The organism is Fibrobacter sp. UBA4297 (genome assembly GCF_002394865.1).
Taxonomy (GTDB): domain Bacteria; phylum Fibrobacterota; class Fibrobacteria; order Fibrobacterales; family Fibrobacteraceae; genus Fibrobacter.
Window position 1 is genome coordinate 106,038 of the sequence record NZ_DGUZ01000019.1, and the last position, 11,994, is coordinate 118,031.

The following is an 11,994-nucleotide window of genomic DNA, read 5'->3' on the forward strand; positions in this document are numbered from 1 at the left end:
GTCCAGTCGTAAACGCCCTTAGCCGGATTTAGCTTGTTCCATTGCTGGTAACCGGAACCGTACGAGACCAAGCCCCACGCCCTGTTGTTCAGGGAACCGTAGGGGCCGTATTCGAATTCCGGGACAAAAGTCCACGCCCCACCGGTCGGCACCGTGAAACCCTTGTGCGGGTTAGAAAGCGGCCCGTCAAAAGGCTTGAGCGCGTAGGTGATTCTGGTGGTGTCCGAGAAACTGCTTTTGCCACCCTCGGGTCCGGAACCGCTCGAGTCATCGCCACAAGCGACAAACATCGCAGCAAATGTGAAAGTGAAAAATGCGTGCAAAAGGCTTCTGAAAATCATATCAATCCTTTTTTGCGCTCAGCCATTTTTTCCCACAATCATCAATTTTCATAAGCATATAATCATCACATCCAAAATCGCCACAAATAGAAGAAATCAAATAGCCCTCATCTTTTAGAGTAATACTAATTCCGTTAATAAAAATAGGAAGTTTATCCAGTTTACAATCTTCATTCGGTTTTTCACGAGTTGTTTGCACACACACCAATTCACCTGACTCGCATTTATCATCTGCCAACGAAAATGAAAATTCATTTCCTTCTTCAGCACAAAAAACTTTTCCTCCGCTCATTTTAAGCGATTGTCCAAAAACACAAAGCAGCAAGGAATCTAACTTTTCGTCAAGTCCCAGTTTATCCAAATGACACGTAATCAAATTCTCAGGCGTTAGAGAATTCAACCAATCCTGGCACTTGGCCTTGCGTTCTTCTTCAGACACCGCATTACGGTTTTTCAAAGCCTTTTCCGAAGATGAACACGCAACAAGCAAGCCAACAAGTCCCGCCGCGGTCATCAGAACAATCTTCCCCAAAAATCTGCTAAAGGGTTCCATCATATTTTAAGTATAACAAAATATTTTTCGCGAGCATCAGGGGCGTTGCGGGGTGTCCCCGCTGTGGAGGTAGCGGAAGACACAGCTAGATGGCGGGGCGCGGCCCGCCATGACGATGTGGCTGAAGCGACCTTTGGACACTTGGCCTTCAGGCCTTAGTGTACATGGCCACCTTTAGGTGGTGCGGGAAGCCTCCCCCTTTTACAATAACTATAGATTCTATCGCGCTATGCGCTCCAGAAAGACTTGTTTCTCGATAACATTTTTTCATGCATTTTCAGAAACATATTTCTGTCTACTTCCTACTTCCTACTTCCTACTTTTCTAAATTTGCGCGCATGAAAAAATACCACTTGGCCACATACGGCTGCCAGATGAACGAATACGACTCCGCGATGATCGCGCAGGAGCTGGACATGTGCGGTTGCGTCGAGACGAACAACCAGGAAGACGCCGACATCATCATCGTGAACACCTGCAGCGTGCGTGAAAAGGCCGAGGAAACAGCCATCGTCAACATCAGCAAGCTCAAGTACTTGCGCAAGAAGAATCCTGACGTGAAAGTCGTCGTATGCGGTTGCATGGCAAAGAATCGTGGGCCGGAACTGCTCAAGCGCCTCAAGAACGTGAACTACATCGTAGGCCCGGACCAGTACCGCAAAATTCCAGAACTCCTGTTCGGGGATGCCCAGAGCCCGCTGCACAAGACGCACCACAAGATGTTCATCGACGAAGACCGCGACGAGAACTACCTCGGCGAATACGCCAAGCTGCAGAATGACGTGAGCGCATTCGTCGCGATCCAGCGTGGTTGCAACAAGCGCTGCAGCTACTGCATCGTGCCGTACCTCCGCGGTCCCGAGAAATACCGCGACATGGACGACGTGCTGACAGAAGTCAAGCGAGCCGCCGACAAGGGCATCACCGAAGTGATGTTGCTCGGCCAGACGGTGAATGCGTACAAGACGCCAAACGCAGACTTCACGACATTACTGACAAAAGTTTCTGAAATCGGTGGCATCAAGCGCATCCGCTTTACAAGCCCGCACCCGCGCCATTATACGAACGAACTCATCGACGTTCTCTTGAACAACCCGAAGGTCTGCCATTACGCGCACATTCCGCTCCAGAGCGGCTCCGACGCCATCCTCAAGAAGATGCGCCGCCAGCACAACATGGAACAGTACATGACCGTCATCGAGCAGTTGCGCAGCAAGGATCCGTACTACGCCATTTCGACAGACGTCATCTGCGGATTTGTCGGCGAAACTGACGAAGATTTTGAACAGACGATCAAGGCATTTGAAGCCTGCCAGTTCGACACGGCATACATGTTCATCTACAGCCCGCGCAAAGGCACGGAATCATTCAACGAAGCCGAAATTCTCTCGCCCGAAGAAAAGTCGGCTCGCCATTCGCGCCTCGTGGAACTCCAGAACGCCATCACGCTCAAGCGCAACCAGATGATGATTGGCCGCACCGAAGAAATCCTCGTCGAACACGGCTCCACCCGCGACAAGACGGAACTCGTCGGCAAGACGGACAACTTCAAGAAGGTCATTTTCAAGCCGGAAGAAGGACGCATCATCAAGCCGGGCGATTACGTCAAGGTGAAAATCGACGATATCCGAGGCTGGACGCTCCGCGGCACTCTCGTGTAGCCCTCCCCTCGCGCAAGCCTATTAGCCATCGAAAAAGCAGACTCCGCACCGAGGTTCATTCACGTAACTCACGGAATATCAACGAGTTACACATTTAGCGCAAGCCATTTTGTAAAAATATTTATATCTTTACTCTTGAGGGTAACTAGAGGGTAACATGGCTAAATATTTTATTCACAATTTGGTTATTACAGGCGCACTGTGCGCGTTTGCCACCACAGCATCTTTTGCTGAGGCCACACCGACTCTCGCCACCGCCCAAAAAGCTTACGTCAACGGCAACTGGAAAGTCGCCGCAGCCGCATACGAACAGGTCTGTCCGAACGAACCTGAAAACACTCGTACCGAATGCTATTTATGGAACGTGCTAGCCCTTTCCCAAACGGGTATCGCCGCTGACTTCAGCAAGGCAGGCAAGCGTCTCGACAGTCTCATCGACAAGACGAACCCGCAGCAAGCCATTTACGCGGACCTTATGATGACCAAGGCTCAGTTCCAGATGTACCTTGGCCGCTACAACAAGGCCGCCGAATCCCTCGTACACGCCATTGAAACATCGCAGCCGCATCAAGTGACCGTGCTGCAAAAAGTCTGCGTCGCCGTCCAAGACCGCGCCCACAGCGAAGATTTGAACGAAGCCTGCAAAAACCTCGGCAATCCCGAAGCCTTGAAGCAAGCCGCCGCCAAGAGGGAACAAGCTCAGGCCGAGCAAGTCAAGGCTGAACAGGCCACAAGCGCCGCTCCGCAAGCAAGCACAACGCCATCATCAAACAATGACGCCGCTAAAGCCGCAGAATCAAAGGCTTCAGCCCCCGCAACAACAGTCGCTGCTGCAGAACCCGCGCAAACAAAGGCTCCCGAAGCAAAGCCAGCCGAAGCCAAATCCGCATGGCAACTGCAATTGGGCGCATTTGGCGTCAAGTCCAACGCCGATTTACTCGTAGACAATCTCAAAAAGCGCAACATCGCCTGCACCATCAGCCAGAACACGCTTGAAAGCGGCAAAGTCCTCTATATCGTGCGCACCGGTCCATTTGATACAAAGGAAAGAGCAGTGGACTATGGCGCCAAAAAACTGGCCCCGCTCAATGTGGAATTCAGGCCAATGCTCGTAAAACAGGCCCTTTAAGCAAACAAAATTATACTCGAAAAAATTTTTTACAGATTTTAGCGCCTAAAACATGCGTTTTTTTGCTTTATACCTACAAAAAAAGCAAAAATAGTGCTATATTTGTTGTGCTCCCCCGCCGGGGTGGTGAAATTGGTAGACGCGCTGGACTCAAAATCCAGTACTCGCGAGAGTGTGAGGGTTCGATTCCCTCCCCCGGCATTAAACGTTTAAGAAAGAGATCAAAATGAGTAACATGTTCAAAGTGCTTTCTGCTGTTCTTTTCGCGGGCTCACTAGCGTTTGCTCAGTCTGACGACCTCTTCTCTGACGATTTCCAGGATGCTGCTACTGCAGATTCCATTGCTCAGGCTAATGCCGAAGCATCTCAAGCAAACATTGGTAATGCACAGGCCAATGGTGGTCAGTGGGAAGGCTTCAAGTACGAAGACATGGGCCTTACTCAGTGGGAATACCAGCAGGCTAAGGAACAGGGCGTTACTCGCGAAAAGCTGACAAAGCTCGTCGAACTTGGCATCCGCCCGACAGAATACCTCCAGAAGCCGTGGAACAGACTCGGCGTGAGCGAAGAAGATTGGCTCAGCCAGCGTGCCGAAGGCATGGAAGATGCAGACATCGACCGCTCCTACCGCTACCGCAGTGGCGATCAGAAGAGCGCCTACATTTCTCTCTTAATTCCTTCTTACTATCAGTGGAAAACAAAACAGACAGCCAAGGCAACCTTTATGGATGTCCTTGAAGTCGGTAGCATCGCAGTGACCGTGGTTCTCAAGGTTCAAAACAAGAGCTATTGGTGGTATGGATTCCTCGGAATCGCAGCCGCTCATCTCTGGTCCTTTGCAGATGCATTCATTACCACTCAGTGGGATAGCAACCCGGATGCAAACCGCTTCAGCTTTGGTGTTATTCCGACTCCGGACCAGGGCGTAGCAAGTTTCTTCAATGTCAAGTTCTAAGCAGCAATGCAGCTAGAATTACTTAAAGCAAAAATTCATCGCGCTACAGTTACTGATGCAAACCTCAACTACGAGGGTTCCATCACTATAGCTCGCGATTTGATGGATGCAGCAGGCATCCTCCCCTTCGAAAAAGTCGGCGTCCTTGACGTCAATAATGGTTCCCGCCTTGATACGTATGTAATCGAAGGCAAAGCCGGTTCTGGCGTGATTTGCCTGAACGGTGCGGCAGCACGCTTGGTTCAGCCGGGCGATCTCGTGATTATCGTGGCATACGCAACGATGTCTCCGGAAGAAGCCAAGACATGGAAACCAACCATTATCCGCGTCAACGGCAAAAACGAAATCATCGAAAAAATCTAAAAGCGCAAATACATGCGTATAAAGTTCCCGGCTTCGCCGGGCTTTTTTTTATGATAAAGCACGGAAAATTTATACGAAACTTGCGCTACCATCCTATAAATTTCAAAAAATTTTCATTTTGACACTTTGTGACAATGTAAATGTTGTATATTAAAAGTAAACTATAATAAAGAGGTAATAAATGCCAGAAAACATTATTATTCCAGCTATTCTCCTAATCGTAGCACTCCTAGTAGTTGTCTTTGTCATGTCCTACATCAAGGCAGCTCCGGACGAAGCGATTATCGTTTCCGGCATCCAGAAGCAGCCGCGCATCATCATCGGGCGTGCAGGCCTTCGCATTCCGTTCTTCGAACGCGCCGACCACCTTTCTCTTCAGTTGATCCAGATTGACGTGAAAACCGGTAGTCCCGTCCCCACCAAGGATTACATCAACGTCTCGGTCGATGCTGTGGTGACCGCCAAGATTTCGGACAATCCGGACCGTCTCAAATCCTCTGCTCAGAACTTCTTGAACAAGAAGCCCGAAGACATCCGAGCCATGATTGTCGATATTCTCGAAGGTAACATGCGCGAAATTGTTGGCCGCATGCAACTCGTAGACCTCGTGGGCGACCGCAAGCAGGTCTCTGAACTTGTGCTCGAAAATGCAATTCCGGACCTAGAAAAGCTCGGTATCGTGGTGCAGACGTTCAACATCCAGAATTTCGAAGACGCAAACGGCGTGATTGAAAACCTCGGTGTCGATAAGACATCTGCCATCCGCAAGGCAGCTGCCATTTCCAAGGCGAATGCCGAACGCGATATCAGCGTTGCTCAATCACAAGCAAAAAAAGAAGCAAACGATGCAGCCGTTGCCGCAGAACTCGAAATTGCCCAGAAGCAGAACGACCTCGCCGTGAAAAAGGCCAACTTGCAGAAGATTTCTGATACCGAAAAGGCAATTGCTGATGCCGCTTACGAAATCCAGAAGCAGACGCAGCAGAAGGAAATCAACGTTGCCCAGGCCGAAGCAGAAGTCGCCAAGCAAGAAAAGGAAATTGAAATTCGCGAACGCATGGTCGCCGTGACAGAAAAAGAGCTTCAAGCTCAAATCGAAAAGAAAGCCGAAGCCGAACGCCAGGCACAAATCCAGCGCTCCGAAGCAGAACTTTTCCAGCAACAGAAAGACGCAGAAGCCGTCCGCTACAAGGAAGAGCAGCGTGCCAAGGCCATCAAGCAGATTGCAGACGCCGAAAAGGAAAAAGCCTTTGCAGAAGCCGAAGCCACTAAAGCAAAAGCTTTAGCAGAAGCAGAAGCGACAAAGGCGAAGGGTCTCGCCGAAGCTGAAGCCATCAAGGCCCAGGGGCTAGCCGAAGCAGAAGCTCTCAACAAGAAGGCCGAGGCGATGAAGCTCTATGGTGACGCAGCCCGTCAGGAAATGCAGCTCAAAACCATTGAAAAGTACTTCGAGCAGATGCCGCAAATTGCAGCCGCCATCGCAAAACCGATGGAAAAAATCGGCAACATCACCATGTACGGCGAAGGCAACACGGCAAAGCTCACGGGAGATATTACCAAGACGCTTACGCAAGTCACGAACGGCCTCACGGATTCGCTCGGCATTGACCTCCGCACAGTTCTTGGCTCCATGTTCGGAGCCAAACTCGCCGGAGTCACCAAGAGCGACGATTCCAAAGCCGACAACAACAAGTAATTCCAGAGAAATCCATCTAAGCAGGAGACTTCGCGTTATCACGAAGCCTCCTTTTTTTGTATATTCATTACATGCGATTCGTGTATCTAACAGTGTTATTCCTAACAGCGCTCGCCTTTGCCACCTCCCCCACAAAGGCTGATTCAACCGCGCTCTCAGAAACACTCGTTGCAGCACAGGACTCCATTGTAGACACAATCTACGTCATTCACGACAGCGGTATTCCCTGGAACCGCGAGAACTTTGACCCAGAGCGACTCATACGCCACGACACATTCGACCCAGCTCTGAAAGTTGCGTACACCTATTCCGTGAGTTTTATCGGCGGGAGTTTCGGCTCGTTCGCGCAGCAAAGTTTCATGGCTCATTTCGCTTACGAGTTTACTCCAAGTTTGCACTTGTATGCAAATGTCGGTCTCTGGATGCCGCTATATTCCAGCCTTCATTTTGGGAACCGCATTGCACGCGAAGACGTGAAGCAAGGAAACGTGGGCATTCTGATTCCAGACATCGCGCTTGAATACAAGCCAAACGACAAGGTTTCATTCCGTGTCATGTATGTCAACGAACGAGACGCGTTCAGAGCTTATGGCCCTCACCGTTACTTCTATGACGATTGTCCTTGGCGAAACCCGCATTATTGCTGGTAAGTAGATCTCTTCAAAAACATACTGTAATTTGACTACTCCAATATAAAGTAGTTTTGTATATTGATTGACATGAATATCAAATCAATTACTTTATCAACTATTTGTTTAGCAACATTAGCAGTTGCGGACATCCCCGCAAATATTGAATCAGCAGGCATTCCTTGGAACCGCGAATTTGACAGCAATAAAATGGTACGTCACGACACCTTCGATCCCGCACTGACAGTGGCGTACAGCTATTCCTTAAACTTTGTAAGTGGAAACTTCGGCTCTTTTGCAAGCCAAAGTCTTATGGCTAATTTTGCATACGAGTTCACACCAAATTTTCACCTGTATGCAAATATCGGTCTTGGAATGCCACTATACACAAATTTTAACAACGAAGCAAACTTTGCAAGAGAAGACTTGCGTCAGGGCAACGTCAGCGTATTGATTCCAGACATTTCGCTAGAATACAAGCCCAGCGAAAACACGTATATCAGACTCTCTTATGTGAACGAAAGAGACGCCCTGAAAGCCTACGGCCCACGCAGTTTCTTTCATGACTATGGTTTCTCAAGATGCACTGTTCTCTGCCACTAAACTGTATCTAATCATCATTGTCACCTCGCGCGCACCGCGAGGTCTTTTTTATTTTTCTAAATTTTACGGCAAAGAATGTTCCGCAACTATTCTAAAGCGCTCCACCTGAACTTTGCCGTAGGAGTTTCTTCGGCTGTTTTTGCCGCATTCCTTTTGGCAGGCTGTGAAGAAGAAAAGCCAGCCCCCGTCGTTCGCGAAGTTCGCCGCATCAAGGGCGAAGTCGAAGTGCTAAACAGCTGCAGCATGAAGGGTGCCGCCGTCAAGATGCGCACCTTCTTACGCGACAACGGTTTTGATGTCGTCCATATCGACAACGAACGCCTCCAGAATTACGACGAAACGATTATCGTGCTCAGGAACCCGGAATGGGAAGGAGCGCAGGCACTCGCCGCGACCCTAAAGACAAAGAACGTACTCGTCTTGCTCAACAAGAATGCCACGGTTGATGCAGTCGTACATACCGGAAGAGATTTTCAACAAATAATAGAACCCGATCAGGGAGATCAAAATGACAGTAACAAATAACCAAGATTTTTCCGAAACCGTTAAGCTTGGTGCAGGTATCCTTTTTGAACTTCGCGCCCAGAACGTGCAGCTCATCGACCTCCGCGGCGTGAAAAACGAAGCGGATTACTTCCTCATTGCCACTTGCGAAAGCGAAGCCCAGATGCAGGCTATTTTGAATGAACTCACTAAGGAATTCAAGGCTCGCAAGCTCCACTACGTCGGCGTTGAATACAAGGAAGGTGTGCGTTGGGCCATCTTCGATGCTGGTCTTGACCTGATGGTTCACCTCTTCGAAGAAGAAAAGAGAAACGAAATTTCCTTCGACCGCCTCTATGCAGACGGCAAACTCATGAACCTCGACGAACACGACTTCATCCGCGAAGACGCCAAGAAGTCTGGAGACGACAATGAACTCATTTAATGCAGAAATCGCAAAGGCACTTGCTGCAACTGGAGCTTTTGACGAAGAAGCCGCATTGAAACTTATTTCCGTGCCGCCTGATACAAGCCACGGTAACTACACCATCCCGTGCTTTTCACTCGCAAAGACACTCCGCAAGGCACCGAAGCTCATTGCCGAAGATTTAGCCGCCAAGGTCCAGCTCCCTGCAGGGCTTTCCAAAGTTGAAGCCGTCAATGGTTACCTGAACTTTTTCATCGACCGCGGATTCCTCGCCAAGTCCACTCTTGACGAAATTGCCGCGAAGGGTCTCGAATACGGCCACGCAGCACCGAATGGCAAGGTTGTCTGCATCGACTACAGTTCTCCGAACATCGGTAAGGAACTCGCCTTCCATCACCTGCGTTCTACTATGATCGGTAACTCGCTTGCCCGCATTTACAAGGCCGCCGGTTACAAGGTTGAACGCATCAACCACCTCGGCGACTGGGGCACTGCTTTCGGTAAGCTCATCGTGATGTACCTCCGCGAAAAGCTCCCGACCGACGACGCCACTTTGAACGCTCTCACCGTGAAGGAACTCAACATCCTTTACGCAAGTTTCTCCAAGGCATCCAAGGAAGAACCCGGCCTCGAAGACGAAGCACGCGCTGCATTCACAAAGCTTGAACAGGGCGACGAATTCTACCGCAAGCTGTGGACAGCATTCCGCGCGGCAACGCTCAAGGAACTCATGCGCATTTACGACATGATGGGCGTTAGCTTTGACCACTACACCGGCGAATCTTTCTTTGAAGACAAGATTCCGGCAGTGCTCGACGAACTCCGTGAAAAGAACTTGTTGGTAAACAGCCAGGAACGCGATGTGGTGATGCTCGACGAATTCGACCTGAACCCGTGCCTTATCCGCAAGAGTGACGGCTCCACGTTGTACGCAACACGCGACCTCGCAGCCGCTATCTACCGCAAGAAGGAATACAACTTCGACAAGTGCCTTTATGTAGTCGATTTGGGACAGGCACTCCACTTCAAGCAGGTGTTCCACGTCTTGAAGAAGATGGGCCGTGAATGGTACAAGGACATGTACCACATTCCGTTCGGCGTGATTCTACAGATGGTCGATGGCAAGTGGGAAAAGGGCAAGACCCGTACCGGTACGGCAAGCCTCCTCCGCGACGTAATCGAAGCCGCCCAGAAGAAGATTCTCGAATTCATCAACGAAAAGAATCCGGGCCTCGAAAACAAGGAACTCATAGCTCGCCAGATCGGTATCAGCGCTCTTACCTTCAACGACCTCAAGAACAGCCGCTTGAAGGATGTCCGCTTTGACTGGGATGCCGTGATGAGCTTCGAAGGCGACACAGGTCCGTACGTGCAGAATGCTCACGTCCGTCTTTGCAGCATTATGCGCAAGGCCGGCTACACCGTTCCAGTGGCTGACGTGGATTACGCACAGCTTACCGATGACGCCGCCTATAGCCTCATCAACATTCTCGCCAAGAAGGGCGAAAAGATTCTCGCCGCCGTCAAGGATGATGAACCGAGCGTACTCGCGCAATACGCACTCGAAATTGCCGAAGCAGCACACAAGTTCATCCACGAAGACCGCGTGCTCGGATCCGCCGAAGAAAAGTCCAGACTCTTCCTCGTGCAGTCTACGCAGATTGTGCTCGAGAACGTGCTTGACTTGCTCGGCCTCTTCCCGATCCGCCAGATGTAACTTAGACGAAAGAACGCGACTTCGTCGCTACAGACGACAAATGCGTAAGGCGAATGAAGCGCCAATGCTTGCATTGGCATTTCTGAGCCTAGCATTTGGGACTTGTCCAAAGACGAAAGTAAAAAAAGCAAGAACATTCATGTTCTTGCTTTTTTCGTAAATGCTAAACTAAAAACGCTCTCTCGTCTCTAGTCTCTCGTCTTTCGTCTAAACTAATTCCCGTTAATGCATCTAACAGAATAGCCGTTGTTCTTTGCGGTTGCCGGAACGAGCTGGCGGACCATCTGGTCACTCATGCGGCCCATCGCCCAAAGCCAAATCGTTTCATTGCGGCCGTTCTGTGCAGACCAGAAGCCAGCGTATTCGCCCATGTCTTCGTAACGGACGGTAGACTTGCCGAGAAGCTTACGATAGCCCGAAGAGAAAACAGTGAAGCCGTATTCATCGGTACCGCCACCGCCCTGCCAGCCTGTCGTAGCCTTCATCTTTGTAGCAAAGCTTCCGCACTTGTCAACGCCATCGTAGCAACCCGTGAGGCCCTTGAGCATGTCGGACCATTCGCGGTCACGCGGCAAATGCCAGCCTTCCGGGCAAGCCTTGCGAGCACCTTCAAGGTCATACAGACGACCGCTACGGGCGCAGTAAGAATCCTTGTCTTCGTAGCACCAGGAGTGGCCTTCGACATTGTAGTTCACGTTCTGAGCAAACCATTCACGGCCTTCGACCTTGATGATTCGATAAACTTGTCCGTCACGCGGGTCCGTAAACGAAGAGGACTTGTCGCGAATTTCGGCGCGGTGTTCCTGTTCTGCAATACGGAAAGCTGAAAGCTGTTCGCGCTTGTACTTCTGACGGCCTTCAAGTTCGTTTACCCAAGCCTTCTGAGCCTGCGGATTTGTAAACTTTATACGCAAATCATGAACGTTGAACAAGTCGTTACCGCAAGCAAAGTCAACACCGACGACATTGATGATGAGGTCCTGGTTACCAAAGCGGCGCGGTCTGTCAAAATACGAAATCCATGCTTCCATGGTATTGCGGCAATTTTCGTAGAAGCTCGGATCTTCGACCATCTTTGCAGGAACAGTCATGTTACCGGCAACAGAGAAGTCGAACTTGTCATCAAGAACACGGAAGGAAACCGGCTGAACATTTTTGTAGTGAGTGTATTCGCCAAAACGGATATTGCCGTCAATCTTGGCAGCGGCGTATTCGCCCTGACCTTCGGCGTTAAAAATGGCATCCCAAGTCTTAGGAGGTGCAGCAAACACCTGCGCAACAGACAAAGCGAGCACGGAGTAAATTCCCAGTCTGAACAATTTAATTCTCTCCATTTTTCAATACTTTTTATTTCTTATTGTAATGTTAGTTATTTTTTGTCTACTTGGAAATAAAATATTTGGTAACATGGCCTAAATTTTTTAATATTATAGTATG

Annotated in this window: 13 protein-coding genes and 1 tRNA gene; 11 read left to right on the forward strand and 3 right to left on the reverse strand. The window is 49.8% G+C overall.

Annotated elements, in window-relative coordinates; genetic code table 11:
- Together B3A20_RS11195 and B3A20_RS11200 are read right to left on the reverse strand one after the other, a co-directional pair.
- A partial coding sequence (locus B3A20_RS11195; RefSeq protein ID WP_290764783.1) for a hypothetical protein occupies nucleotides 1-341 on the reverse strand: 341 nt, incomplete at its 3' end.
- A 1-nt stretch (nucleotide 342) separates the two neighbouring features.
- Complete coding sequence (locus B3A20_RS11200) at nucleotides 343-897, reverse strand: hypothetical protein (RefSeq protein WP_290764785.1); 555 nt, start codon at nucleotides 895-897, stop codon at nucleotides 343-345.
- 335 nt (nucleotides 898-1,232) lie between these two features.
- On the opposite strand from B3A20_RS11200, the gene miaB reads away from it, so the two are divergent.
- From miaB to argS, 11 genes are all read left to right on the forward strand, one after another.
- Nucleotides 1,233-2,555 carry a tRNA (N6-isopentenyl adenosine(37)-C2)-methylthiotransferase MiaB gene (miaB, locus tag B3A20_RS11205; protein ID WP_290764787.1) on the forward strand — a complete coding sequence of 441 codons (1,323 nt, stop codon included), beginning with the start codon at nucleotides 1,233-1,235 and terminating at the stop codon, nucleotides 2,553-2,555.
- A 157-nt stretch (nucleotides 2,556-2,712) separates the two neighbouring features.
- Nucleotides 2,713-3,684 (forward strand): SPOR domain-containing protein, encoded by a 972-nt coding sequence (locus tag B3A20_RS11210; protein ID WP_290764789.1) that lies wholly within the window; start codon nucleotides 2,713-2,715, stop codon nucleotides 3,682-3,684.
- Between the two features lie 117 nt (nucleotides 3,685-3,801).
- A tRNA-Leu gene (locus B3A20_RS11215) sits at nucleotides 3,802-3,885 on the forward strand.
- A gap of 25 nt (nucleotides 3,886-3,910) precedes the next feature.
- A complete protein-coding gene (locus tag B3A20_RS11220) occupies nucleotides 3,911-4,639 on the forward strand; it encodes a hypothetical protein (RefSeq protein WP_290764790.1) in 729 nt (242 codons plus the stop codon).
- Between the two features lie 6 nt (nucleotides 4,640-4,645).
- A complete protein-coding gene (gene panD, locus B3A20_RS11225; RefSeq protein ID WP_290764792.1) occupies nucleotides 4,646-5,002 on the forward strand; it encodes an aspartate 1-decarboxylase in 357 nt (118 codons plus the stop codon).
- 181 nt (nucleotides 5,003-5,183) lie between these two features.
- Nucleotides 5,184-6,698, forward strand: a complete 1,515-nt coding sequence (locus tag B3A20_RS11230) for a flotillin family protein (RefSeq protein ID WP_290764794.1) — start codon at nucleotides 5,184-5,186, stop codon at nucleotides 6,696-6,698.
- Nucleotides 6,699-6,790: 92 nt separating this feature from the next.
- Complete coding sequence (locus B3A20_RS11235; RefSeq protein ID WP_290764795.1) at nucleotides 6,791-7,348, forward strand: hypothetical protein; 558 nt, start codon at nucleotides 6,791-6,793, stop codon at nucleotides 7,346-7,348.
- A 69-nt stretch (nucleotides 7,349-7,417) separates the two neighbouring features.
- Nucleotides 7,418-7,930: an outer membrane protein gene (locus B3A20_RS11240; RefSeq protein ID WP_290764796.1), complete on the forward strand. Its 513-nt coding sequence runs from the start codon at nucleotides 7,418-7,420 to the stop codon at nucleotides 7,928-7,930.
- Between the two features lie 75 nt (nucleotides 7,931-8,005).
- Entirely contained in the window at nucleotides 8,006-8,455 is a 450-nt protein-coding gene (locus B3A20_RS11245; protein WP_290764798.1) for a LytR C-terminal domain-containing protein, read from the forward strand.
- Nucleotides 8,439-8,858 carry a ribosome silencing factor gene (gene rsfS, locus B3A20_RS11250; protein WP_290764800.1) on the forward strand — a complete coding sequence of 140 codons (420 nt, stop codon included), beginning with the start codon at nucleotides 8,439-8,441 and terminating at the stop codon, nucleotides 8,856-8,858. Before B3A20_RS11245 ends, rsfS begins: the two co-directional genes overlap by 17 nt.
- Nucleotides 8,845-10,557 (forward strand): arginine--tRNA ligase, encoded by a 1,713-nt coding sequence (gene argS / locus B3A20_RS11255; protein WP_290764802.1) that lies wholly within the window; start codon nucleotides 8,845-8,847, stop codon nucleotides 10,555-10,557. The genes rsfS and argS overlap by 14 nt, the downstream gene beginning before the upstream one ends.
- A gap of 212 nt (nucleotides 10,558-10,769) precedes the next feature.
- Here the strand turns inward: argS and B3A20_RS11260 are convergent, their stop codons facing one another.
- Nucleotides 10,770-11,891, reverse strand: a complete 1,122-nt coding sequence (locus B3A20_RS11260; protein WP_290764805.1) for a fibrobacter succinogenes major paralogous domain-containing protein — start codon at nucleotides 11,889-11,891, stop codon at nucleotides 10,770-10,772.
- Nucleotides 11,892-11,994 lie beyond the last annotated feature (103 nt).